The organism is Thermococcus sp. 2319x1, assembly GCF_001484685.1.
GTDB lineage: Archaea > Methanobacteriota_B > Thermococci > Thermococcales > Thermococcaceae > Thermococcus_A.
Genome location: NZ_CP012200.1, coordinates 1,445,115 through 1,466,756, shown reverse-complemented (window position 1 = coordinate 1,466,756; position 21,642 = coordinate 1,445,115). Strand labels below are relative to the sequence as shown.

Sequence of the window (21,642 nt, the reverse complement as noted above, 5' to 3'; positions counted from 1 at the left end):
CGCTCTCGTGATTGCCTTGTGAGTTCTCCACTTCAATCTCCAGCCATCCAATCTTTCTCGAGAATTCGCAAATAAATCCTTATCCTAACAGTATCAACACGCCCCAATATATAGAAATATTTATAAATATGGATTGTATAACTTCAAATATAAGAACTTGTTGGAGACTATATACTATGAAGTGGAAAAGCTTGCTGGCTTTTGGTATTGTATTCTTAGTTTTTGTTATAGTGCCGGAAAGCCAAGGAGTTTCCGCTAAAGACTCACCCCAGTTATACTCCCTCCACATCGACTGGCTCCAAGGAAAACCCGTGGGGCTGGTTAACTTTCATGTAATTCCATCAGAAAAAGTGGAAGATGCGATTCTCATGATTGTTGACTATAATGTTAATCCACCAAAAGTGTTTATACATCAAGAGGGCTGTCTGAAGCAGCAGTGAAAATCAAAAGAATTCCCATAGGGGTTGAACGTACAACGAAGATTGAGGGAGGGAATATTGAGCAAATTGAAAACCCTAGTTCCCATCGGGTCGTTAGATTTATATGCATTTAAATTTTTTGGTTGATTGGGGATTGTTATGGACTTCCAGAAGGAAATCCTGCTCATAAAATCCGAGATTTATCCAATAATCAGAAAACACTACCCGAAAAACACCCGCAGGGAAGTAATCAGCCTCTACGACCTCTAGAGGAGAGGAAGTTTTACAAGTACTTGTCTGATTTTCGCGGGAGGCTTGTTTTCAAGGTTTTCTGAGTTTCTTCTGAAGCCGAGTGGGAGTGTTAGTCTAGGGGTCGGCCGTTAGAATTCTGGGGGCGATTCTGGCGGTGAATGTTGAGGGATTACTTCACAGGCGGTGGGAACTGGAGGAAGTATTTAAACCTAATCACCTTTTGTCATTTCGGTAAACACTTTCTCTATTGGGGTTTCTTTTGGTTTCACTTCATATACATTAATCCCCTGGGTGAGCAGTATCTTCATAACTGCTGGCACTTCCTCGCTATAGTTAGAAACTTCCAAGATAACTCCGATGCTTTCCACCTTAACATGGTATCCAAACTTCTCTAGGAGTTCTTTTGCCTGTTGTTTTTTGTCGACTTTAAACAGTACTTCAATGTTGCTGATTCTGTTGAGCAGGTTCTCCAATCTTTCCTCCAAAACTAGCCTTCCTTCTTTCATTATTCCAACCCTGCATTTTACCCCTTCAAAGTTTTGGAGCTCGCTTAGGATATGGGTTGAGAATAAAATTGTCTTGCCCTCTTTTAGCATCTCAAAAATTTTGTCTCTTAAGCTTAAAACGGTTGGAATGTCTAAATTGGCAAATGGTTCATCCAAAACTAAAATATCTGGATTATGAAGTAATGCTCTCGCCAAAGCGAGTCTCTTTCTAAAACCTCTACTTAGATATCCGGCTTTTGTATTTTTGTATTTTTCAAGTCCAAATTCTTTTAGAAGTTCATTAATCCGCTCTTCTTCAACATCATAAATTCTGGCGAAAAATCGCAGATTCTTGTAGACAGTTAAATCCGGATAAACTCGCTCCCCCTCCGGCAGATACCCAATCTTTCTTTTAGCTTTTTCAGGTTCCACCCAAATATCAATTCCATCAACTACTACTCTACCCTTGGAAAGGGGTAAAATACCGGTGATTGCTCTAAATGTCGTGGTTTTACCTGCACCATTGGCTCCCAATAATACATAAATTTCCCTTTTTATTGCGATAAAGCTTAGATTTTTTATCACATCGCCATTACCGTAACCTGTACTAATCTTTTCAGCCTCAAGCATGGAATCACCCCTTAATTTGTAATGAATGCTAGGCGGTTGATAACACGCTTGCCAAACATTGCAGTTATAAGTGATGCCACTATTGAGACAGTCCCTAGGAGCAGATAAACTTGAAGAGCACCTTCCAGTCTCATTCTGTAAGAGATGAAGGATATCACGATTGGAACTAAAACTAAAGGGAAGCTTATGACGTTCACTAGCTCGGGGCTTTTTATTTTTATACTAGCTATTAGCCCGACACTAGTAGAAAGAAAGATCATTGAGAAGGGGACAAATACCGCAATAACAAGAAAGTATTTCGTTGGGATCCACATGCTCCCCAGAGTCTTTAAATGTAGATACTGCAAAAGGCCGAGAACTGCCACAAAATTAGAACCCCACGAAAGTAGACTAAAGAGCAATCCAGACAACAGTTTTCCTAGAAGAATCTCAGATTCAGAGAGAGGAGACGAAAAGAGAATCTCCATTGTTTTATTTAACCTCTCATGAAATAGTGACGCCACTATCGAGACGTAAGAACTTAAGGTTGAGGTCAATATTATTATAACCGGCAATTGTGATACCAATGAGGCAAAGGTTATTGCACTCTCACCCATTCTTGTTACATCTTCCTTGGAGAGTCCGAATACTAAAGGATTCTCTGATATTTGCTTTATAGCCACTTGTTTTGAATATGGGGTTAGATACTGCGGTCCAGTCATAATCAGCAATAGGCCGATGACAAGTATGACCAAAGCGTTTGTCGAGAGCACAATCAAGTTCTTGTTCGAAAAATACTGCCAAAATTCTTTTACAACAATCGGCTTAATTCTCATTATTTTCTCACCTCTATGACTTTCTCTTTTATGCTATTGTCTAGTATAGCGTCTATGACTTCGTGGATATTGTCAAAAGCCAGGTAGTATCTTTTTCCGTCTATGTCATCTATAAGCAAGCCAGAATCTGAAATAGCATAGGAAACTACCTCACCGTATTTGCCTGTGTACTTACCTAGCCGGTATCGCCCAAATCCAAGTCCATTGGTTCTCCACCTAAGTACTTCCCGATGCTCTTTGATTCTGAAGTTCCCAATGTTAATATGCGTGGTTTTTCTTTTCGTCTGTATGATTAACTCAGTTTTATCCCCTTTGTGTCTTACTATGACTTTTAGGGGAATGTAGTTATCCAAATAACGCTTTATCATTATTGCCACAAACGTTACTGTCCCGAGGATAGGCGTCAACACTATTAAAAGGGGCATCAGTGAATTATCTACCATTGCTACTCCCTCACTATTTTCTGGATTTTTGATCGTTTAACATTTCTTTTAATATTGTAACGAAATGGATTTCTTTATCGCCTATATAAAAACATATAAATGTAGTGATCCTACCATTATTTTCGAATCTGAATTTAAGGCCTTTAGGCATAGTGAGCAAATATTTATCAGATTCAACTCCATTCAGCAAATTATCCAAATATTTACCAATGTTAGTACTATCAACATGCACCGCCATTTAGCAACACCTCCCGAACCTTTTTCGCTAGAGCTATAGATTCCCTCTCATTTTGTCTTTTAACGGTAAGGACCAAATAACTACGAAAAGAACTGGCATAATCTGAGTGAATATTGGTCCTGGACCACCGACTTCAACTACAACACTGCCAAGTTCGTGTCCGAGATCCTCTCCGATGGGAGGGATATACCCTTCCATTGGTACTCCCTCCAGTTTAATATTATATGTTGCTGTATATTTATTCTTTTCGTAAACTTATAGTTAAAATTTGAAGTTATTAAATTTCTAAAAAAAGTAAGATTTAAAGAGCCTCTTTTTACAAATTCTAGAAAATGAATTTAATAAAACTTCAGGTAGTACTCAAAAAACTTAAACCCTCTTTAATTCTAAAAGCATTATAAGCATTATTTTAAAACCATAACAACGAGCATTAACTTTATGTTATCCTTTCTCACACATTCTATGATAGTCCTCTTAAATTTACACTATCCCCGAGCATCTTTCTATGTTTTTTACACAACCCTTTCACTTTCTTTATCTCCTCTGTTGTATGGCAATTGTGGAGCATGCATTACTCGTTCTCGCAAAATGTCAACCTTTACATCGATTTTCTCATTAAATCCAAATGAGTGCATCATATAATATTGGAGGGGCTTTGCTGGGGCACAGAGTATTCCCTTAAGCGAAATTATCGCCGCAGGTTCCATTACAATCATTCTAAGGTGATATCGCCCATCCTCTCCGAACGTGGCTATAAGCCTGTCTGTTATCAAAACCGTCGGCTTAGATGTGTCAACGTCTCGGGAGAAATATTTTAGCAGTTCCACCCCATCGTAGATAACCCCTTTTGTGAGACCCTTGGGAAGGGCTCGTAAAACTCCCTCTTATTTGGGTTCCTCACTCTTATGTAGGCCAGAAAATAGGGTGCTGGTGCCCTTACTGTTATCTTGTTCATTAAGAATCCTCCGATCCAAAAGCCCCCTCCGAGATAATTGTTTCTTTCTATGACCAACACTTTCTTGCCAGCTCTTGCAAGCTCCTTTGCCGCCATCAATCCACTTGGTCCGGCTCCTACTATTATTACGTCCGATTCAGTGTATTCTTTGAGCATCCCATAGAAAGTGTCAACTATAGCTGAGGTCACGTCCTTTTCGCTAACCTTTGCCAGGATCTTTCCGGCCATGTTATCACCGAGTTTTAAACTTTAATAATTAAGTTTTAAACATTGCCCTTGCAGAGCATCATAACTAATGAGAGTATTCTTTTGCATTTTGAGAAGTTATCTGGCGAACATTTTCAATATTGTCACCAATAAACCCTATAACTTTACCATTGAGTAGTATCTGGTGAAAGAAATGATGTTTGAAAACGTGGGTGGGAACTTTTTGGTTCATGCAGGGGAAGAATGGGGGTGGCACGATATGATGGGATTCGGCTGGTTTGGATGGTTCGGCATGCTCTTCATGCTGGTCTTCTGGGTATTGGTGATACTCGGTATAGTCTGGCTCATCAAGTGGGCGGCTGAAAGTGGTTCCAAAACCTCAAGAAAGCGCGCCCTTGAAATACTCGACGAGAAATACGCTAAGGGAGAGATAGACGACGAAGAATACGAGCGGAGAAAGAGAAAGATACTTGGGGGCTGATCCTCCTATTTTGTAGCCACTATCAGCCTTACAATGTCATAAAACAGGTTCTCCACTCTTTCTATTTTAAAACCGGCCTTTTCGATGTTCTTCTGGGTTTCCCTGAGCATTGATGTGCCGAGGAGCGTCCTTGTGAATGGCTCCATGAGGTAGAGGGGAACATTGAGGAGCCTTGACTCGCTCTTCATATGCTCAAGAAATACCGCCCTTCCTCCGGGTTTTAGAACTCTGTAAGTCTCTTTCAGTCCTTTAATCAGGTCCGGAACGGTGCAGAAGACGAACGTGCTAACTATGGTGTCGAAGGTGTCGTCCTCAAACTCCAGGCTTTGGGCGTCCATGTGGAGAAGTGTAACGTTATCAAGGCCGAGCTTCTTTCTTCTCTCCTCGGCTTTCTTGAGCATCTCCTGGCTGAAGTCTATTCCAATCACTTCCACGTCCTCCGGGTAGTAAGGGAGGTTCTTTCCCGTTCCTACTCCTATCTCAAGGACTTTGCCCTTAACGAGACTCAATGCCCTTTTCCTGTATTTTGAAAAGGATTTCATCTCCATAGGGCTCTCAAACAGATCATAGAGCTTTGCAAATCTGTCGTATTTTTTGCGGGATCCACGTTCTCACCTACTCGTTATGTCTGCAAACTTCCGATTAAATTTACCCTTCCATTCTAAAAAGGAAAGCCTTTCTGCTTGTCATGTTGGAAAGAATAAACCTATTAACATTATCTTCTCATAGTGTTACTTGGAAAAAGAAACGGGAGGATGAGAGGATGGACTGGAAGTCACTAATAATTGGTTTCATAATTGGGGCGCTTATAGCGGTCCCATATGGTCTGGCCCACTCAGGCGGGATTGACGAGGACAGGGGAAGCTTCTGGAATGGCTGGGGCATGATGAGCGGCCACGGAATGGGCATGATGGGCTACGGCATGCATGGAATGATGGACAAGCATGAAGACTTCACGGAGATGCACGAGGAGATGGAGAAGGAAATGGAGGAGCATATGGGCGTTGACTGGGAAGAAATGAAGGAGATGCACGAAACCTGCGAGGGGTACATGGGCTTTGAAGAAGAGGAAGAGGACCACTGACCTCTCTTACCTTTATTTTGAAGGCCAGCACCGTGAAAATTTCGTTTTTGTTGGTGCTTTCGTGGTTATTGTTTACTACCCCACTTCTGAGGGAGACTTCTCTTTGGGCCCACCTTCACGTGCACGGCCATCTTTGACTCCTCTGGGCTCACTAAGGGAGCAGATATGCAAGGCTCGGTGAAGCTGTCAATAAACTCTCAAAAATGAGCGGAAGGGGAGACTTAGCCATGGAGGTGATCCCGGTGGCCGTTGGTATTCTCTACCTTTTGCTCCTTGGATAGTTTAACTTTCTCCAGGTTTTCCCTTGCCTTTTTGAACTCTCTAAAGCAGGTGGGACAGCAGAAGAAGTAGACCTTGTTGTGGTACTTGTAAACTATCGGTTCTCCAACGATTTCCTTTCCGCAGTAGTTGCACTTGAAGGGCACCTTTATTTTTGGTTTGAGCTTCTTTTCCCTGCTCTCAAGGATGGGCATTACCTCAATGACCTCCACGCCAGTGCCCTCAATGACCTTCCTGAGCTCTTCCATATTTTCTACGGCCACCTTGATGAGGTACTTCGTGCTCGTGAAGCGGTTTACCTCGATTATCTCCTCGAACTCCTCCATTTTCTCGGGGTTTTTGGTCTTAACTATAAGGGCCACCACGTTGTGCGCCCTCTGAAGTTCGGGATTTAGCTTTATTGTGTAACCCTGGATTATTTCCTCCTTCTCGAGCTTCTCCAACCTTGCTCTCACCGTTGGCCTGCTAATTCCAAGCCTATCGGCCAGCTCCGATATGCTCAGCCTCGCATCATCCATTAAAAGGTATATGAGCTTTAGGTCCAGATCGTCTAATTTGGTCATCTCAACTTCCACCTGTGAGTATTTGTTGCCAGAATATAAAAAACATTCGGTTAAAATTTACATTTTGGTATGAATAATACCCATAAGCTCCTTCACGAAGTAAATATGGGTGGTGGAAGTGAGGATCACTCTTAAAGTTAATGGCATGACATGTGCCATGTGCGTTAAGACCATAGAGATGGCCCTGGCAGAGCTGGAGGGTGTTAAAGCCGCAAAGGCCAACCTGAACAGCGAGACGGTCTTTGTTGAGTTTGATGAGTCAAAAGTTAGTTTGAATCAGATCATCAAAGCCATAGAGGACGTTGGATATGAAGTCATCAGGGAGCGCAGGGACGCGGTGATAAAGATAGGCGGAATGACGTGCGCGATGTGCGTTAAAACCGTTGAAAACGCCATAAAAGAACTTCCCGGTGTTTTTGAGGTAAATGTTAATCTCGCAACCGAGAGCGCAAGGGTTTCATACAACCCAGCCCTTGTAACAATTGAAGACATCAAAAGAGCCGTTGAGAGCGTCGGCTACGAGTTTCTGGGCGTGGAAGGAGAGGAAACCCACGACATAGAGAAGGAAGTGAGGGAAAAACACATAAGGGAGATGAAGCGCAACCTTGTAGTAGCTTGGAGTGTTGGGGTACTCCTGTTTATTTCCATGCAGCTAAAGAGGTTTGGGATTCACATCGAAAACCTGATCTATGCTCAGTTTCTTCTTGCGACGATAGCTATACTCTATGCTGGCAGGGGGATTTTCGAGAAGGCCTATTCTTCACTCAGACATAAGACGCTCAACATGGAGGTCATGTACTCTCTGGGCATAGGTTCTGCGTATTTGACGAGTGTTTTGGCCACATTTGGGATAATTCCAGAGGGGTTTAACTTTTATGAAGCGAGCGTTCTTCTTATGGCGTTCCTCCTCCTCGGAAGGTTTCTTGAGGCGAGGGCCAAAGGGAGAACAAACGAGGCCATAAAGAAGCTTATGGGCCTCCAGGCAAAGAAAGCCACCGTTGTTAGGGACGGAAAGGAAATCGAGGTTCCGATTAGCGAGGTCAAAGTTGGGGATGTAGTTATTGTAAAGCCGGGTGAAAGGATTCCCGTTGATGGAGTGGTCGTGGAAGGGGAAAGCTACGTCGATGAGTCAATGATAACGGGCGAACCGATTCCGGTCCTCAAGAAGAACGGGGAGAAGGTAATAGGCGGGACCATAAACAGGAACTCCGTCCTAAAGATTAAGGCGGAAAAAGTTGGTAGAGACACACTCCTCGCTCAGATAATAAAACTGGTCGAGGAAGCCCAAAACACGAAGCCTCCGGTGCAGAGACTGGCCGATAAGGTCGTGACGTACTTCATTCCGTCGGTGCTCACGATAGCCCTCCTTTCCTTTGCCTACTGGTACTTCATAGCTAACAAGCCATTGGTGTTTGCCTTTACCACTCTCCTCAGCGTTCTCGTTATAGCGTGCCCGTGCGCCTTTGGTTTAGCAACCCCAACGGCTTTAACGGTGGGAATAGGCAAGGGGGCCGAGCTTGGAGTACTCATCAAGAACGGTGAGGCATTGGAGATAGCGAGGAAGGCCACCATCGTTCTTTTCGACAAGACAGGAACACTCACAAAAGGAAAGCCAGAGGTTACGGATGTGATACCTTTGGATATGAATGAAGAAGAGCTATTATCGTTAGCTGCGTCTGCAGAAAAGCGCTCCGAGCATCCCCTGGGTGAAGCCATCGTGAGAAAGGTGGAAGAGCTTGGAATCGAGGTGGAAGAGCCTGAGGAATTCGAGACGATAACAGGCAAGGGCGTTAAGGCCAAAGTCCGCGGGAAGGAAATCTTGGCCGGAAACAGAAGGCTCATGGTCGAGAACGGCATAGGCCTTGAGAACGTTGAAGAGAGACTCCAGAGGCTTGAGAGCGAGGGGAAGACCGCTGTAGTGGTGGCGATAGACGGTAAGATTGGGGGAATCATAGCCATAGCTGATACTGTAAAGGAAGGCGCCAGAGAAGCTATCGAGGAGCTCCACAGAATGGGCAAGAAAGTAGGCATGATAACCGGCGACAACAGAAGGACGGCAGAGGCAATAGGAAAGGCCCTTGGAGTGGACTACATTTTAGCTGAGGTTTTGCCAGGAGATAAGGCCAACGAGGTCAAGAAGCTCCAGGAGAGGGGGGAAATTGTAATCTTTGTCGGCGATGGAATAAACGATGCTCCGGCTCTGGCGCAGGCTGATGTGGGAATAGCGGTTGGAAACGCAACCGATATAGCCATGGAGAGTGGAGACATAGTTTTGGTTAAGAACGATCCAAGGGACGTTGTGAAGGCCATAAAGCTCAGCCAGAAGACAATATCAAAGATAAAGCAGAACATATTCTGGGCAATGTTTTACAACACGGTACTCATTCCTTTCGCGGCGGGGCTCGCATTTGTGCTCTTTGGTGTAACTTTTAAACCCGAGTGGGCGGCTGGAGCCATGAGTTTGAGCAGTGTGAGCGTGGTTATGAACTCCCTCATGCTCAAGCGTGTTAGGATTTGACAACCCTTTTATCTTTTGAAAGCAAAATAGTGGTGGTGTGGGTATGATCGAGGAATATGATGGGAAGATAGATTTCAGCAGGGGAAAAGTTGTGCTGTGGTTTTCAATTCCGGGTTGCCCTCCATGCAGGCTGGTGGAGGGTTTTATGGAAGAGCTCGGCGAGGAGTTTAAGGGGATAACTATTATTCACGTGGACGCTGGGAAGTGGGGCGAGCTGGTTGAGAGGTTCGGCATTCTGAATGTTCCTACACTCGTTTACCTCAAAGATGGGAAAGAGCTCACAAGGCAAAATCTCATAAGAACCAAAGAGGAGGTTCTCATTAAGTTTGAAGAACTTCGTGAGACTTAGCTTTGAATCAATTTGAAGCTTTCAAAATCCTTTTATATTTTCGAAACGAGAGTATATTGGGTGAGGGACGTGAAAAAAGTTATTGGGGTAGCAATTTTGTTGGGTTTGCTGGTAGGAGTTTACGTCATAGGGTCTCAAGAAGAGGGAAGATACATAACCCTAAGGGCTACCTTCAAGATGGGTGGCGCAGTTTACAAGGGATATGAACTTGAAGGAGAGGTGCTTGTTTTTAAGTTTGAACGAAGTGGGGACTTCTTTACACAGGCAATAGAGACAAAAGAATTCACCACAGGGGAGAAGCTCTCTCCTAAGAAAGTGATTATGGAAGTAAACACCAACGGCGAAGTAAAAAGGTATGAGGCGAAGTTGATTGAAGAGAAAGGAGATGTAGTTATTTACGAGGCTAGCGAGCTCTAACCTTCTGGAACCCCAACGGGGAAGATGTATAAAGGCTCTCCGTGCACATCAATTACTTTTTTGACTTCTTCGTCTCTAAAGGCCCCAACGGCAACTGTGCCTAGCCCTAAAGCAGTGGCCTGAAGGTAGATGTTCTGCCCCATATGGCCGGAATCTATGTGCACGTACCTGTATCCTCTCTCCCCGTATCTCCCCGTCGTCCTCTCGTAGTGTGCCACTATGACGATGTTTATCGGAGCTGTTTCTACGTGCCGTTGATTGAGGCATGCTTTTGCTAAGGGCTTGTTTAGGTTGCCTTCTCTCACGAGCTCTAAGCTGTGAGTTTTCCCATCGTAGTGATAGAGACCGGGCTTAAGGCCCTCCACGTTTGAAACCGCCACATAGACCTCAAAGGGGTAGCAGGCGCCGGCGCTTGGAGAAGTCCTTTTACCCCAGGCGTTTATTCCATAAGCGGCCCAGAGTATCTGGGACACCTCTTCAAGGGTCAGCGGCTTATCCTTGTACCTCCTCACGCTCTTCCTTAGGTTTATCGCTTCCTCGACGCTCATTTCTCCCTTAAGCCTTGGGGCGGGAAGTTCAACCCTCATGGCGCATCCCAAAATTGATGAGGGTGTCTTCACTGATTAAGGTTTTGGTGTCAAAGTGAAAAAGCAGGGAAAAACGCTATTCCTCTGCAATTACCGGTGCTGCACTTCCCGCCTCGAATTTCGCCGTGAACAGGCCTCTTGTCTTGTTGGCTATCCACACGAGGCTCAGCATTATGGGCACTTCCTCCAAAACACCCACAACCGTGGCCAAAGCAGCTCCGCTTTCGAGGCCGAAGAGGGCTATGGCGACCGCCACGGCCAGCTCAAAGAAGTTGCTTGCTCCTATGAAGGAAGCCGGAGCTGCGACCTTGTGCGGGAGCTTCCAGAGCCAGCTCCAGCCATAGGCTATTGCAAAGATGAAGTACGTCTGTATCGTCAGTGGAATCGCTATGAGGACTATGTGGAGAGGGTTCTCAAGGATTATCTTCCCCTGGAAGGAGAAGAGGAGTATCAGCGTGAGAAGGAGGCCAACTATTGAAATGCTGTTAAGCTTTGGAAGGAACTCGCGCTCGAACCACTCCGGGCCCTTCGTTTTGAGGATGTGTCTCCTCGAGAAGTAGCCGGCAGTCAGCGGGATGACTACGAAGAGAATCACCGAGAGGAGGAGCGTGTCGTATGGAACGGGAACCTCATTGAGGCCCATGAGGAAGCCGACTATCGGGGCAAAGGCGAAGAGGATTATGAGGTCATTCGTTGCAACCTGCACGAGTGTGTAGAGCGGGTCCCCGTCAGCTAAGTAGCTCCATACAAAGACCATCGCCGTGCACGGGGCAGCACCGAGGAGTATTGCGCCGGCTATGTACTCCTTAGCGAGCGACGGCTCGATGATGCCCATCTTGAGGGAGAAGAGCGTCCCTATGAAGAAGGAGCTTATGAGGAACATGCTGAAGGGCTTTATTAGCCAGTTGGTCACCCAAGTGACGGTTAGACCTTTGAGCATCTGACCCTTATGAACGCGCCTTATAGCTGAAAAGTCCACCTTGACCATCATAGGGTAAATCATCGCCCAGATCAAGACCGCTATGGGCATGTTAACGTTAGCTATGGTGAACTTTGAGAGCGCCTCAGGAAGTGCTGGGATGAGTTTTCCGATGGCTATGCCAGCTATTATGCAGAGCGCCACCCATACCGAGAGGTACTTTTCGAAAAAGTTCAACCCTTTTTTCTCGCCCATTCTCTACACCCACCTGATTGAAGGAGTTTTCAAATAAAAGTCTTTTTAAAACCAAAGGTGAAGGCTCAAATGAAGTACACTTCATCTACATTGATCTCTATAGATTATTGCGGAAAGATATTTAAAATGGCTTTCTAACCCCATTGGGGGAGGGCGAAATGGAAGAAAAGCTCATCCTCTTCGTCTGCGTGAAAAACTCCGCAAGGAGCCAGATGGCAGAGGCTTTCTTCAACCACTTCAACGACGACCCAAGGTTTAAAGCAATGAGCGCCGGGACGGAGCCAGCTGGGGAGATAGATCCTTTAGCGAGGAAAGTTATGGAAGAGATTGGAATTTCTCTCGAAGGTCAGTACCCAAAGCTTTACACCGAGGAAATGGCCGATAAAGCCTACATCGTCATTACGATGGGCTGTCTTGACAAGTGCCCCTACGCTCCGCCTGAAAAGACGTGGGACTGGGGGCTTGAAGATCCCTACGGTCAGCCAATGGAGAAGTACCGCGAGGTGAGGGACGAGATAAAGCGCCGTGTTTTAAAGCTCATCGAGGACTTGAAGGCCGGAAAGAGGAGGGAGGAGATAATAGGTAGGAAGAGCCTTTTCACTCTTTGAATACTTCTCCCGTAACCAAGTCTATTCCAATTTTTCTGACCTTCAGCTTCCAGAGCTTCTCCGGTGCACCGCCACCTTCTTCTCTATACCCTGCCATCTCGATTATTCCCGCGTCCTCAAGGGCTGAAAGGTGGTAGTAGAGCGTTGAGCGGGGCATGTTTAGCCCCTTCTCCTGGAGTGCCCCATAGATCTCGTTCGTCCCCTTTGAGGTTGCCACGGTGGCGCTCGGCGTTAATTTCCTCCTCATTCCGGTCATGCTCCCCCTGTGGATAAAGCTCCTCGGAAGTGCCTACAGCGTCCCTGTTCCTTTCTTACTGCTTCTGAGAACGATTTTCATTGTCCTCATTCTCCCGATGTTCCTTGGAGACCTTACGAGGAGGCTCCTCACGAGAAAACTCGGCGAGGAGAGGTTCCTCCAATTAAAGCCTCTCCTTGGGGCAACGACGATGACGACCATGCTTCTCCTCGTGGGACTGATATTCTTCATGAAGGCCCAGCTCCTGCTGAGCAAATGGACTCTCATCGTTGAGCTGACCGTTGTGAACACCGTTTACATGCTCATCATGCTCGCGCTTATAACGTGGCTGGACAGGGCTCTGGGCATGAGTTATGGGGAGCACATGGGAATAGCGTTCCTCAGCGTCGGGAAAAACAACGGAACGGCCATAGCTATAGCCACGCTCGCCTTCCAGCCCCTCGTGGCCGTTCCAGCAGCAACTCTCCCCATATTCCAGATAATCTTTCTCATCCTCTACCTCAAGCTCGCGGGGAGGATAAGGTGTCTCTTTGAGGCCTGCTTTGAACTCAATGAGAAAAGCAAAGCGGAGGTCCTTTAGTCCGCTGGCTTTACTATCTCCACCTCCCCCTTTATCTTTTCCGCCCCAACGGTGTTGAAAACCGTTCCGTACTTCTCCGCTAACTCCTTAACGCGCATTATCTTCTTCTCCGGCTCACTGGTAACCACCCTAACCCTGTAGGTTATCTCCCTAAGCTGGGGCTCCTCCCTGTCCCTCCATCCCGAAACGGTTATCTCCATCTCCCTAACGTCGAGGCGCATCCTCTTGATTAACCTCCCCCAGTTGACGGTTAAACAGCCGCCTATTGCCGCTAAGAGGTACTCCGTAGGGTTTGGTCCCTTGTTATGACCATCGGTGTTCGTGTCTATGCTGAATGAAAACCCTCTCACCTTCGCTTCACTTCCCACGTTGCCGTCCCATTTGAGATGGGCTGAATACTCAAGACGCTCCATAATACCACCGTTTCAAAATGGACGCTCTTTCAAATAAAGCCTTTTTCCATACAAATCTTAACGTTCGAAAGTCTTTTATATTGTCACTCGAGAGTTGAAAAGGGGAGTGATAATGGAACATCACCATGGTGAGCTCAAGGGCAGAATGCTGTTTTCCTTCGCCCTTAACATGACGATAACCATAGCTGAGATCATCGGCGGCCTTCTCTCCGGAAGTTTAGCCCTCCTCAGCGACTCCCTCCACAACTTCAGCGATTCAATGAGCATCCTCGCGAGCTATCTGGCCATAAAGATCGGTGAGAGGGAGAAGAACGAGAAGTACACCTTCGGCTACAAGAGGGCCGAGATTTTGGTGGCCTTTGTTAACTCCGCCGTTCTCGTTGGCGTTGCCCTCTTCCTCCTTGTTGAAGCTTACAAGCGCTTCAAGAATCCCGAACCTATAGACGGCCCGCTTATGCTCGGCGTTGCCCTAATCGGTCTTTTTGCCAACCTAATCTCGGTTCTTCTGCTCCACGAACATGCTCACGAGAGCATGAACGTCCGCTCTGCCTATCTCCATCTATTGAGCGACACGCTCTCTTCAGTCGCCGTTGTTACAGGCGGAATCGCCATAATAAAGTGGAACGTCCTCTGGATAGACTCAATTGTAACGGTTCTTATCTCCCTCTACATCCTCCGCGAGGGTTATGAAATATTAAAGGAGAGCGTTGAGGTGCTCATGGAGGCTTCACCAAATCTAAATTTTGAGGAGATAAAACACGAAATTGAGAGCATCCCCGGTGTTAAGAATGCGCACCACTTCCACGCCTGGCGTATAGGGGAGAAGGAAATCCACTTTGAGTGCCATGTCGAGGTTAATGACATGCCGATAAGCGAGGCCCAAGGGGTTATAGACGAGATTGAGGGGAGGCTTAAGCGTTTCGGGATAGCCCACGTGACTGTTCAGCTTGAGACAGGGAGATGCAAGGACAAAAAGGCAATCTGCGGTGGGAAAGGTGATTAGGGTAGTAGTCCCAACGTCCAGAGGTGGGCTTGACGATAAGGTTCACGAGAGCCTCCTGACCTCCTTCCCGCCGTGAACGGCGAGGGTTCGACTTAACTCCCTCGCCAATGAGGGGAAGGTTTGAGGGGTCCCCATCGGAAACCCTTTTAAAGGTTCCCTAAACCCCTCCGGCCGGGTCTTCGGCCAATTACCCCTACCTGCCGTCAAGCCCGGCAGGTTCGGGGTTATGGTTTTTACAGCTTTCTTCAAAATATTGAAAGCTCCAACTAAATCAGCATTGAAGATAAGCCCCGTCTCGGGACACTTAAAAAGACCAGCTACCTGAAGAGCGAGGGCTACCAGAAGGTCGTCTTCAACATTAAGGTCGGCAGGAACTCGAAGGTAAAGTTGGGAGAAAAGGGAGGTATAGCGGGAAGTTTTCTTTAACAAAGCACCGTGCCAGAGAACTCAAGCTTGAAATGAGGGTTAAACTGGACGATTATGCTGTGACGGAACTCGTTTCCAAGGTAAAGGCTGTTAAAGACGATTCTGTTGAGGTTGGGGAGATTGCGTATTTGAATGGAAATCACTCGCGGGCAAACCTGAAGACTACGGTGATGGCTTTTGACAACGCGAGGGCAAATGTAATAAATGAGGCCTACAGCCTCGGAGACTATGCAAAAGGCCACGTAGAGTGTCACGAGATAGTTAAGGGGAATGCAGACGTCCAAACGGTTCCACTCCTGAGGGTGAAGAACGATAAAGCTGAACTCACCCACGAGGCTTCGATAGGAAGAATAAACGAGGCTCAGCTCATGCAGCTAATGGCGAAAGGTTTGAGCGAAGAGGAGGCAGCGGAGCTTATAATCAAGGGCCTTCTGAGGGAATGAGCTTCTCCTGAAAAATCCTTTTCATGAAAATATTTTTAACCGCTATTTTCTTGTTCAGCTTGTTAACTAAAATGAGGTGAGTCTAAAATGGGTTATGGTCTGATAAAATAAATTAAAACTCCAAGAAATCCTCTCTGATCTAAGGGCCTTAGAATATGTTCTTTCAAAAATTATTAAAATGGAAGAGGAAGAGTCAGAGTGTCTTAAAAAGTGATCATTTACATTCAGACTCTCCACATTCCCCTTTGTGCTCTTTTTCCCGTTCTGTCTTCTCTTTCCAGTAGCGGTCTACTTCAAGAACTTGGCGGATAAATGCCTCAACAACATCCTTGATCTTTCCATAAGCTCCGGTAACAACTTCGATGCCAAGCTGGTTGAAGTAGTCTATTGCTTTCCTCCCCATTCCGTAAGCTAGAACTACACTACCACCGTGGTCTTTCACAAAGTTTGGCAAATCCCCGGCCTATGCTCGTCGAAGGGTACTTCAACAACCTCTGCGTTCTCTGTTTTTCCCTCTTCAACATCCACAAAAACAAAATACTTAGCCCTTCCAAAGTGTCTGCTTACGTTGCTTTCTAAGCCCCTGTTATCCTCAGCTGGAATTGCGATTCTCATTTACATCACCAAAAATGGATGAAATTTGCAACATATAAACTTTGTGCATATGCACAGAAATCACAATAGGAAAGCTTATCAGATTTGAGAGCGTACATTATTTGAGGGATGTCCATGACCGAGATAAAGCACGTAAAAATTGGGGAGGATAAGTTTAGGATTACGGAGGAGGAAGTTGCCAGAAGGGAGCTTAAGGTTACAAAGATAAGTGACGATGTCATTCAGGTGCAGGAAGAGGTTCATGGTATTATAGCCCTTGTGGGCGCTGTAAGCAGTGTTAACATCAAGAAAGAGGAGCTTAAAGAACTTATAAAGGTCGCAAAAGAGGAATTCGGCTGGACTGATATCTGCTGAACTTTTTGCTTTTTCTTCTCTTTTTCTTCTTTGGTATCATTGGGAGTGATATATTTTATAGTGGTAAAATTTTATAAGACCGAAAGTGAACGTATTATTGGTGATGTCACGTGGCAGTTGGAGAAAAGATAACCATCAGCGTGATAAAGGCTGATATTGGGGGATGGCCGGGACACTGCAAGGTTCATCCAGCCCTTATCGAGAAGGCCAACGAGCTTTTGGGTAAGGCAAAAGAGGAAGGGATAATAATTGATTTCTACGCCACGTACTGCGGTGATGATTTGCAGCTTATCATGACGCATAAACATGGAGTAGACAGTGAGAAAATACACGGTCTAGCTTGGAACGTGTTTAAAGAAGCAACTGAGATAGCAAAGGAGCTCGGTCTCTATGGGGCCGGTCAGGATTTGCTTAAGGATGCCTTCAGTGGGAACGTTAGGGGAATGGGGCCAGGAGTGGCCGAGATGGAGATTACCCTAAGAAAAAGCGAGCCCATCGTTACATTCCACATGGATAAAACGGAGCCGGGAGCGTTCAACCTGCCGATTTTTAGGATGTTTGCCGATCCCTTCAACACCGCTGGTTTGGTCATTGATCCTCACATGCACATGGGCTTTAGATTTGAGATATGGGACATAAAGGAGCACAAGAGGGTTATTATGAGCTCTCCTGAAGAAATGTACGACATTTTGGCGCTGATAGGTGCGAAGTCTAGATACGTAATAAAACGGGTCTATCCCAAGAAGGGACACAAGCTTCCCGAAGATGAGCCGGTTGCCGTTGTAAGCACCGAAAAGCTTTACGAAATTGCCGGCGAATACGTGGGAAAAGACGATCCAGTGGCAATAGTAAGGGCTCAAAGCGGTCTTCCTGCCCTTGGAGAAGTCTTGGAGCCCTTTGCCTTCCCGCACCTCGTAAGCGGATGGATGAGAGGTTCTCACAACGGCCCAATAATGCCTGTCCCGCTTAAATATGCAACCCCATCAAGATTTGATGGACCCCCAAGGGCTGTAGCGTTGGGATGGCAGATCAACAAGGATGGAAAGCTGATAGGTCCGGTTGACCTCTTTGAGGATGTGGCATTTGATGAGGCAAGAAAGAAGGCATTGGAGATTGCAGATTACATAAGGAGACATGGACCCTTTGAACCTCACCGCCTCCCGCTTGAGGAGATGGAATACACAACTTTGCCAAGTGTTTTAGAGAAGCTTAAGGACAGATTTGAGTCGGTCTGATGCTCTTTTGCTAATTTTCTTTTTTTCTTTTTTGGTTCTAAAGAATCTATGAAATTCACTTGCATTATCCAAAAATCTTAAATAATTTGCTCTTTTACATAACACCCAGAGTGATATGGGAGGGAGGGATATGAGGTTTTCAGTGCTTAAGATAAACCTTGATGAAAAGAAAGTTGAAGGTGAAGAATTTGAGCGAGAGGGAATTTACGGCATAATTGATTATGCTTTGTACTTGCACGACGAAGTTTATAAGACCTACGAGCTCGAGGATCCCTATGATCCGAGGAACGTTATGGTTTTTGGAAAAGGGCCTTTTGCTGGTTCTATTCTTCCTGGTTCCCATAGAATGACTTTTGTTTACAGATCGCCCCAGTACGGAGGGGTTTTCCCATCAACTATGGGCGGTGCGGCTTATCAATTTCAGAGGGTTGGAGTGGACTTTGTGGTTCTTGAGGGCAAAGGGAAAAAGCCTACAGTGATAGTGCTTTCCAATGACGGAGAAAACCTGAATGTTGAGCTTCATGAGGTTGAACTTGAAAAGGTAATCGAAATATGGAAGGACTACAAAGGGGAAGAGGGAGTTTATGCCCTCACTCAATACCTCATAGATAACTTCCATGACAAGTTTGATGGAATGGAGTATAGAATAGCTTGTGTTGGGCCCGCTTCTCTAAATACGCATATGGGTGCTGTGTTCTCTCAAACTTTAAGAAACGGTAAGAGAGTTGTCGGAAGTGAGGACTGGGCTGCTAGGGGAGGAACCGGGAGCGTTTTGTTGAGGGCCCATAACGTTGTTGCCATAATATTTGGGGGAAAGGCAAGGAAGAAGTTTCCAAAGGAGGATATAAGCAATATAAGGGTGGCAAAGCCGATAGTGGAGGGCATTCACAAGAAACCTATGAATGAGGTAATATCGGAAAAAACTGTGAAATATAAATACAACCCCAAGCTCAAGACGGGAGGAACCTTTGGAGGGAACTATCCAGCTGAAGGGGACTTTGTTCCAATACTCAACTGGCAGATGCCCTACATCCCCAAGGAGGAGAGGATTAAAATCCACGAGAACATAATGAAATACTACTGGGAGCCCTTTAATAAAGAGGCGATAGAACCCAAAAACTGGACCAACTGTGGGGAGCCCTGCCCAGTGGTGTGTAAGAAATACGCCAACGGTCACCACATAGAATATGAGCCGAGGGAAGCTAACGGGCCTTTAAGCGGTGTGATAACCCTTAGGGCAAGCGATATAAGCGTTCACGCCGTTGATGCCATGGGATTTGATGCAATCAGCTTTGGAGGCACCGCTGCGTGGGTTTTGGAACTGGTTTATAGAGGATTGCTCAAGCCAGAAGAAGTTGGACTTAGCGACAAACCCGAATTTGATAAGGATTCCCTTCTCTTAAAGCCTATCGAAACGAGCGAAAAGAATGCCAGGCTTGTTGCTGAATTGGCCCATAGGGTTGCTTTCGCTGAAACTGAAATTGCGAAGATAATTGGAGAAGGCATAAGGAGAGCTAGTGAGGTACTCGATGAGAAGTTCAAGGACAGACTTAGCTATGGAGAAAGTTTCAAAGACTACGGAGTTTACACACCCATAGGAATAAACGGGGAGATGGTACCCACCATGTACTGGGCTATTGGGAACTACATTCCCTTACCAATCCAAGGTCGCTACTGGACTTTCTATCAGTTTGGAGTATTCTTAGAGCCTGAAGAGCTTGCAAATAAGATAGTCGCCAGTGCCCTTTATGAATACTGGTACGACAACGTTGGTTGGTGCAGGTTCCACCGCGAATGGGCAAAGTCTGTGTTGAAGGCACTCTTCATGGAGGCCTATGGAGAAAACGTAGATATGGAAGAACAGGCCAAGAAAACGATAAGAAAACTTGTTAACTTCCTCAAGAAAGCCGGTTATGAACCTGTGTTCTGGGATTCAATGAGGGTTATAGATCTTGTTGCAAAAGGAGCCGAGGAGTTTGGCAACGAAAGATGGGCAGAGCAGTTTAGGAAAGACAAAGTTGTGACAGCAAAGGAGTACCTTAGAAGGGTGTTGGCAGAATACAGCAGAATTTTGGGGGTTGATTGGACGCTTTAATTTTTCGTTTATGGTGTTTGAAGAAGGGGTGGTAAGAATGCTGAAGGAGCCGATTATAGCCATAAATTTTAAGACGTATATTGAGGCCACCGGGGAGAGGGCTTTAAAAATAGCCAAGGCGGCAGAAAAAGTTTACAAAGAAACCGGAATAACAATAGTCGTGGCACCACAGTTGGTTGATCTTTATAGAATCGCTCAAGAAGTTGAGATTCCGGTCTTTGCTCAGCACATAGATCCGATAAAACCCGGCAGTCATACAGGGCATGTTTTGCCGGAGGCAGTAAAAGAGGCCGGAGCCGTTGGGACTTTACTCAACCACTCCGAAAACAGAATGGTCCTTGCGGATTTGGAAGCTGCAGTAAGGAGAGCAGAAGAAGTTGGCTTAATGACAATGGTCTGCAGCAACAACCCTGCAGTTAGCGCGGCAGTTGCCGCTCTAAATCCGGATTACGTTGCTGTTGAGCCTCCAGAGCTGATCGGCACTGGAATCCCGGTTAGTAAGGCAAAGCCCGAGGTAATAACCAACACGGTGGAGCTCGTTAGGAGGGTAAACCCGGAGGTTAAGGTTCTTACTGGTGCTGGTATTTCAACTGGGGAGGATGTGAAAAAGGCTTTAGAATTGGGGACGGTTGGAGTTCTCTTGGCAAGCGGTGTCACAAAAGCCAAAGACCCAGAAAAGGCAATAAGAGACCTCGTATCACTCATAATCTAGCCTTTAAGAATCATTAAATCGGCTTCAATGTCCTCAAGAGAGGCATTCCACCCTCCCACCACGTACCTCTCTCCCTCTTTTGTTTCAACGGTTATATTTGAAATTACCTTTCCTTCACTTTCGAAGAAGTCGATTATCTTTCCAGTCAAATGAACGGGCTCTCTGGTCTTTACAAATTTCCCATATATCTCTATTTCGGTCCCTATTAGGTTGTGGTTCCTTATGTCCTCCACAAGGGATCTGATATGTATGTAACTCTTTGGAAGTTTTATCTTTCCTTTCTTCTTGTAAATTAGTTCCCCAGTGGGCCATAGTGCATGGTAGAAGTATCTATCGAGCATGAAAAGAAGGTTTTTGTCTTTTATTATTAAGGCGTAGCCCTTTATTGTTTGTTCTTTTGATTTGAAGGCTTCGGGAGGGGCGTAAATGCCTAATGCCTTGTCCTGTATAAGTATTATCGGATCTTCCACTTCTCGCACTCTGATTTTATCCGCTATTTTTGGAACTTCTTTTTCTCCGTACACGAACAGGTCAATTGTAACTTCCCTGCTTTTTGTCTTTAGAAGGGGTGCTACTTTTTCCAAAAGCTGTGGGGGAATTGTGCCTTGAGCTCGCCTTCCTCCATTTACTTCCACCTTATATTATGGCTTTTTCAGTGTTCTTGTCAAACACATGGATGTTATCCAGGTCAATCACTATTTTAACCTTACTACCGACCTCAAGGGGTATATGTCCCGGGAGCTTTACCTTTATGATTTGCCCGTTCCCTATATTGGCATGGACAATCGTATCAGTTCCTAGGGCCTCAACGAAGTCAACTGTTCCCTCTATTTTGGCGCTTCTCTTTACATGCTCCAGCCCGACTTGGAGGAGCTTCCCCTTTATCTCCTTAAACTCCAAGGACTCTTCTCTCTTTGCGGACTCTATTGCCACCTCTGCCATTTGGAGTGCTATTAATGCGTCTTTTGCAGTTATTGAGAGTTCTTCCTCTCCCATTATCACTCTG

The 21,642-nt window shown here is 45.7% G+C and carries 29 protein-coding genes and 3 pseudogenes; 16 read left to right on the top strand and 16 right to left on the bottom strand.

What is annotated here, in order from left to right:
* Positions 1-191 precede the first annotated feature (191 nt).
* The 3 genes and pseudogenes from ADU37_RS08280 to ADU37_RS11535 form a co-directional block, all read left to right on the top strand.
* Positions 192-440, top strand: coding sequence for a hypothetical protein (locus ADU37_RS08280; RefSeq protein WP_144433242.1), 249 nt, complete (start codon positions 192-194; stop codon positions 438-440).
* A gap of 138 nt (positions 441-578) precedes the next feature.
* Positions 579-686 (top strand): annotated as a pseudogene (locus ADU37_RS11340) (IS982 family transposase); the annotation flags it as partial.
* A pseudogene (locus ADU37_RS11535) lies at positions 686-862 on the top strand (IS982 family transposase); the annotation flags it as partial. The pseudogenes ADU37_RS11340 and ADU37_RS11535, both read left to right, overlap by 1 nt.
* Before the next feature lie 18 nt (positions 863-880).
* Here ADU37_RS11535 and ADU37_RS08275 read toward each other — a convergent pair.
* The 6 genes from ADU37_RS08275 to ADU37_RS11330 all read right to left on the bottom strand — a co-directional run bounded on the left by ADU37_RS08275 (position 881) and on the right by ADU37_RS11330 (position 4,465).
* Positions 881-1,786 (bottom strand): ABC transporter ATP-binding protein, encoded by a 906-nt coding sequence (locus tag ADU37_RS08275; protein WP_058947145.1) that lies wholly within the window; start codon positions 1,784-1,786, stop codon positions 881-883.
* Between the two features lie 11 nt (positions 1,787-1,797).
* A complete protein-coding gene (locus tag ADU37_RS08270; RefSeq protein ID WP_058947144.1) occupies positions 1,798-2,601 on the bottom strand; it encodes an ABC transporter permease in 804 nt (267 codons plus the stop codon).
* Positions 2,601-3,044, bottom strand: coding sequence for a hypothetical protein (locus tag ADU37_RS08265; protein WP_058947143.1), 444 nt, complete (start codon positions 3,042-3,044; stop codon positions 2,601-2,603). The genes ADU37_RS08270 and ADU37_RS08265 overlap by 1 nt, the downstream gene beginning before the upstream one ends.
* A gap of 13 nt (positions 3,045-3,057) precedes the next feature.
* The gene (locus ADU37_RS08260) at positions 3,058-3,282 is read right to left on the bottom strand and encodes a hypothetical protein (RefSeq protein ID WP_058947142.1); all 225 of its coding nucleotides are present in this window, start codon (positions 3,280-3,282) and stop codon (positions 3,058-3,060) included.
* Positions 3,283-3,794: 512 nt separating this feature from the next.
* Positions 3,795-4,109 (bottom strand): DUF6775 family putative metallopeptidase, encoded by a 315-nt coding sequence (locus tag ADU37_RS11080; RefSeq protein ID WP_058947141.1) that lies wholly within the window; start codon positions 4,107-4,109, stop codon positions 3,795-3,797.
* Positions 4,097-4,465, bottom strand: a complete 369-nt coding sequence (locus tag ADU37_RS11330; RefSeq protein ID WP_238981943.1) for an FAD-dependent oxidoreductase — start codon at positions 4,463-4,465, stop codon at positions 4,097-4,099. The genes ADU37_RS11080 and ADU37_RS11330 overlap by 13 nt, the downstream gene beginning before the upstream one ends.
* 172 nt (positions 4,466-4,637) lie before the next feature.
* Here ADU37_RS11330 and ADU37_RS08245 point away from each other — a divergent pair, with 172 nt between their 5' ends.
* Complete coding sequence (locus tag ADU37_RS08245) at positions 4,638-4,925, top strand: SHOCT domain-containing protein (RefSeq protein WP_082663041.1); 288 nt, start codon at positions 4,638-4,640, stop codon at positions 4,923-4,925.
* A 5-nt stretch (positions 4,926-4,930) separates the two neighbouring features.
* Here the strand turns inward: ADU37_RS08245 and ADU37_RS08240 are convergent, their stop codons facing one another.
* Positions 4,931-5,473, bottom strand: coding sequence for a class I SAM-dependent methyltransferase (locus tag ADU37_RS08240; RefSeq protein ID WP_058947140.1), 543 nt, complete (start codon positions 5,471-5,473; stop codon positions 4,931-4,933).
* Positions 5,474-5,688: 215 nt separating this feature from the next.
* Between ADU37_RS08240 and ADU37_RS08235 the strand changes: the two genes are divergently transcribed.
* Entirely contained in the window at positions 5,689-6,009 is a 321-nt protein-coding gene (locus ADU37_RS08235; protein WP_058947139.1) for a hypothetical protein, read from the top strand.
* Positions 6,010-6,230: 221 nt separating this feature from the next.
* Here ADU37_RS08235 and ADU37_RS08230 read toward each other — a convergent pair whose 3' ends face one another.
* The gene (locus ADU37_RS08230) at positions 6,231-6,851 is read right to left on the bottom strand and encodes a TRASH domain-containing protein (protein ID WP_058947138.1); all 621 of its coding nucleotides are present in this window, start codon (positions 6,849-6,851) and stop codon (positions 6,231-6,233) included.
* 118 nt (positions 6,852-6,969) lie between these two features.
* Between ADU37_RS08230 and ADU37_RS08225 the strand changes: the two genes are divergently transcribed.
* Genes ADU37_RS08225 through ADU37_RS08215 form a run of 3 tightly spaced genes read left to right on the top strand, consistent with a single transcriptional unit; the run spans position 6,970 to position 10,135 of the window.
* Positions 6,970-9,369 carry a heavy metal translocating P-type ATPase gene (locus ADU37_RS08225; RefSeq protein WP_058947137.1) on the top strand — a complete coding sequence of 800 codons (2,400 nt, stop codon included), beginning with the start codon at positions 6,970-6,972 and terminating at the stop codon, positions 9,367-9,369.
* 43 nt (positions 9,370-9,412) lie between these two features.
* On the top strand, positions 9,413-9,718 hold the full coding sequence (locus ADU37_RS08220; RefSeq protein WP_058947136.1) for a thioredoxin family protein: 306 nt from the start codon (positions 9,413-9,415) through the stop codon (positions 9,716-9,718).
* 60 nt (positions 9,719-9,778) lie between these two features.
* On the top strand, positions 9,779-10,135 hold the full coding sequence (locus tag ADU37_RS08215; protein WP_238981942.1) for a hypothetical protein: 357 nt from the start codon (positions 9,779-9,781) through the stop codon (positions 10,133-10,135).
* On the opposite strand, the gene ADU37_RS08210 is transcribed toward ADU37_RS08215, so the two are convergent.
* Together ADU37_RS08210 and arsB are read right to left on the bottom strand one after the other, a co-directional pair.
* Positions 10,132-10,722 (bottom strand): SagB/ThcOx family dehydrogenase, encoded by a 591-nt coding sequence (locus tag ADU37_RS08210; protein WP_058947134.1) that lies wholly within the window; start codon positions 10,720-10,722, stop codon positions 10,132-10,134. The genes ADU37_RS08215 and ADU37_RS08210 overlap by 4 nt on opposite strands.
* A 76-nt stretch (positions 10,723-10,798) precedes the next feature.
* Positions 10,799-11,896 (bottom strand): ACR3 family arsenite efflux transporter, encoded by a 1,098-nt coding sequence (gene arsB / locus ADU37_RS08205; protein WP_058947133.1) that lies wholly within the window; start codon positions 11,894-11,896, stop codon positions 10,799-10,801.
* A 158-nt stretch (positions 11,897-12,054) separates the two neighbouring features.
* Here arsB and ADU37_RS08200 point away from each other — a divergent pair, with 158 nt between their 5' ends.
* On the top strand, positions 12,055-12,504 hold the full coding sequence (locus ADU37_RS08200) for an arsenate reductase ArsC (protein ID WP_058947132.1): 450 nt from the start codon (positions 12,055-12,057) through the stop codon (positions 12,502-12,504).
* Here ADU37_RS08200 and ADU37_RS08195 read toward each other — a convergent pair.
* Positions 12,494-12,751 (bottom strand): helix-turn-helix domain-containing protein, encoded by a 258-nt coding sequence (locus tag ADU37_RS08195; RefSeq protein WP_238981941.1) that lies wholly within the window; start codon positions 12,749-12,751, stop codon positions 12,494-12,496. The two genes, ADU37_RS08200 and ADU37_RS08195, sit on opposite strands and share 11 nt — an antisense overlap.
* Here ADU37_RS08195 and ADU37_RS08190 point away from each other — a divergent pair.
* Positions 12,723-13,340: an arsenic resistance protein gene (locus ADU37_RS08190; protein ID WP_144433238.1), complete on the top strand. Its 618-nt coding sequence runs from the start codon at positions 12,723-12,725 to the stop codon at positions 13,338-13,340. The two genes, ADU37_RS08195 and ADU37_RS08190, sit on opposite strands and share 29 nt — an antisense overlap.
* On the opposite strand, the gene ADU37_RS08185 is transcribed toward ADU37_RS08190, so the two are convergent.
* The gene (locus ADU37_RS08185; protein ID WP_058947130.1) at positions 13,337-13,753 is read right to left on the bottom strand and encodes an OsmC family protein; all 417 of its coding nucleotides are present in this window, start codon (positions 13,751-13,753) and stop codon (positions 13,337-13,339) included. The two genes, ADU37_RS08190 and ADU37_RS08185, sit on opposite strands and share 4 nt — an antisense overlap.
* A gap of 112 nt (positions 13,754-13,865) precedes the next feature.
* On the opposite strand from ADU37_RS08185, the gene ADU37_RS08180 reads away from it, so the two are divergent.
* Complete coding sequence (locus tag ADU37_RS08180; RefSeq protein ID WP_058947129.1) at positions 13,866-14,756, top strand: cation diffusion facilitator family transporter; 891 nt, start codon at positions 13,866-13,868, stop codon at positions 14,754-14,756.
* A gap of 42 nt (positions 14,757-14,798) precedes the next feature.
* On the opposite strand, the gene ADU37_RS08175 is transcribed toward ADU37_RS08180, so the two are convergent.
* Positions 14,799-15,185, bottom strand: a complete 387-nt coding sequence (locus ADU37_RS08175; protein ID WP_394325711.1) for a hypothetical protein — start codon at positions 15,183-15,185, stop codon at positions 14,799-14,801.
* A gap of 29 nt (positions 15,186-15,214) precedes the next feature.
* Between ADU37_RS08175 and ADU37_RS08170 the strand changes: the two genes are divergently transcribed.
* Positions 15,215-15,625 carry a SufD family Fe-S cluster assembly protein gene (locus ADU37_RS08170; RefSeq protein WP_058947128.1) on the top strand — a complete coding sequence of 137 codons (411 nt, stop codon included), beginning with the start codon at positions 15,215-15,217 and terminating at the stop codon, positions 15,623-15,625.
* Positions 15,626-15,839: 214 nt separating this feature from the next.
* Here ADU37_RS08170 and ADU37_RS08165 read toward each other — a convergent pair.
* Positions 15,840-16,240 (bottom strand): annotated as a pseudogene (locus ADU37_RS08165) (NifB/NifX family molybdenum-iron cluster-binding protein).
* A 114-nt stretch (positions 16,241-16,354) separates the two neighbouring features.
* Between ADU37_RS08165 and ADU37_RS08160 the strand changes: the two are divergent.
* From ADU37_RS08160 to tpiA, 4 genes are all read left to right on the top strand, one after another.
* Complete coding sequence (locus ADU37_RS08160; RefSeq protein ID WP_004068029.1) at positions 16,355-16,594, top strand: hypothetical protein; 240 nt, start codon at positions 16,355-16,357, stop codon at positions 16,592-16,594.
* 110 nt (positions 16,595-16,704) lie between these two features.
* Positions 16,705-17,829 carry a fructose-1,6-bisphosphate aldolase/phosphatase gene (gene fbp / locus ADU37_RS08155; RefSeq protein ID WP_058947127.1) on the top strand — a complete coding sequence of 375 codons (1,125 nt, stop codon included), beginning with the start codon at positions 16,705-16,707 and terminating at the stop codon, positions 17,827-17,829.
* A 130-nt stretch (positions 17,830-17,959) separates the two neighbouring features.
* Complete coding sequence (gor, locus tag ADU37_RS08150; RefSeq protein ID WP_058947126.1) at positions 17,960-19,924, top strand: glyceraldehyde-3-phosphate:ferredoxin oxidoreductase; 1,965 nt, start codon at positions 17,960-17,962, stop codon at positions 19,922-19,924.
* Positions 19,925-19,961: 37 nt separating this feature from the next.
* The gene (gene tpiA, locus ADU37_RS08145; protein ID WP_058947125.1) at positions 19,962-20,636 is read left to right on the top strand and encodes a triose-phosphate isomerase; all 675 of its coding nucleotides are present in this window, start codon (positions 19,962-19,964) and stop codon (positions 20,634-20,636) included.
* Here the strand turns inward: tpiA and ADU37_RS08140 are convergent.
* A complete protein-coding gene (locus ADU37_RS08140) occupies positions 20,633-21,271 on the bottom strand; it encodes a TrmB family transcriptional regulator sugar-binding domain-containing protein (RefSeq protein ID WP_238981940.1) in 639 nt (212 codons plus the stop codon). The genes tpiA and ADU37_RS08140 overlap by 4 nt on opposite strands.
* A 1-nt stretch (position 21,272) precedes the next feature.
* Positions 21,273-21,632, bottom strand: coding sequence for a TOBE domain-containing protein (locus ADU37_RS11665; protein WP_058947124.1), 360 nt, complete (start codon positions 21,630-21,632; stop codon positions 21,273-21,275).
* Positions 21,633-21,642: the final 10 nt, after the last annotated feature.

Coding starts and splice junctions, on each gene's coding strand:
- ADU37_RS08170 (WP_058947128.1), top strand. CDS start 15,215: ATGAGGGTTAAACTGGACGATTATGCTGTGACGGAACTCGTTTCCAAG.
- ADU37_RS08275 (WP_058947145.1), bottom strand. CDS start 1,786: ATGCTTGAGGCTGAAAAGATTAGTACAGGTTACGGTAATGGCGATGTG.
- ADU37_RS08200 (WP_058947132.1), top strand. CDS start 12,055: ATGGAAGAAAAGCTCATCCTCTTCGTCTGCGTGAAAAACTCCGCAAGG.
- tpiA (WP_058947125.1), top strand. CDS start 19,962: ATGCTGAAGGAGCCGATTATAGCCATAAATTTTAAGACGTATATTGAG.
- ADU37_RS08210 (WP_058947134.1), bottom strand. CDS start 10,722: ATGAGGGTTGAACTTCCCGCCCCAAGGCTTAAGGGAGAAATGAGCGTC.
- ADU37_RS08195 (WP_238981941.1), bottom strand. CDS start 12,751: ATGAGGAGGAAATTAACGCCGAGCGCCACCGTGGCAACCTCAAAGGGG.
- ADU37_RS08265 (WP_058947143.1), bottom strand. CDS start 3,044: ATGGTAGATAATTCACTGATGCCCCTTTTAATAGTGTTGACGCCTATC.
- ADU37_RS08240 (WP_058947140.1), bottom strand. CDS start 5,473: ATGGAGATGAAATCCTTTTCAAAATACAGGAAAAGGGCATTGAGTCTC.
- ADU37_RS08180 (WP_058947129.1), top strand. CDS start 13,866: ATGGAACATCACCATGGTGAGCTCAAGGGCAGAATGCTGTTTTCCTTC.
- gor (WP_058947126.1), top strand. CDS start 17,960: ATGAGGTTTTCAGTGCTTAAGATAAACCTTGATGAAAAGAAAGTTGAA.
- ADU37_RS08220 (WP_058947136.1), top strand. CDS start 9,413: ATGATCGAGGAATATGATGGGAAGATAGATTTCAGCAGGGGAAAAGTT.
- ADU37_RS08260 (WP_058947142.1), bottom strand. CDS start 3,282: ATGGCGGTGCATGTTGATAGTACTAACATTGGTAAATATTTGGATAAT.
- ADU37_RS11665 (WP_058947124.1), bottom strand. CDS start 21,632: ATGGGAGAGGAAGAACTCTCAATAACTGCAAAAGACGCATTAATAGCA.
- ADU37_RS08160 (WP_004068029.1), top strand. CDS start 16,355: ATGACCGAGATAAAGCACGTAAAAATTGGGGAGGATAAGTTTAGGATT.
- ADU37_RS08235 (WP_058947139.1), top strand. CDS start 5,689: ATGGACTGGAAGTCACTAATAATTGGTTTCATAATTGGGGCGCTTATA.
- arsB (WP_058947133.1), bottom strand. CDS start 11,896: ATGGGCGAGAAAAAAGGGTTGAACTTTTTCGAAAAGTACCTCTCGGTA.
- ADU37_RS08230 (WP_058947138.1), bottom strand. CDS start 6,851: ATGACCAAATTAGACGATCTGGACCTAAAGCTCATATACCTTTTAATG.
- ADU37_RS08185 (WP_058947130.1), bottom strand. CDS start 13,753: ATGGAGCGTCTTGAGTATTCAGCCCATCTCAAATGGGACGGCAACGTG.
- ADU37_RS08270 (WP_058947144.1), bottom strand. CDS start 2,601: ATGAGAATTAAGCCGATTGTTGTAAAAGAATTTTGGCAGTATTTTTCG.
- ADU37_RS11330 (WP_238981943.1), bottom strand. CDS start 4,465: ATGGCCGGAAAGATCCTGGCAAAGGTTAGCGAAAAGGACGTGACCTCA.
- ADU37_RS08245 (WP_082663041.1), top strand. CDS start 4,638: ATGATGTTTGAAAACGTGGGTGGGAACTTTTTGGTTCATGCAGGGGAA.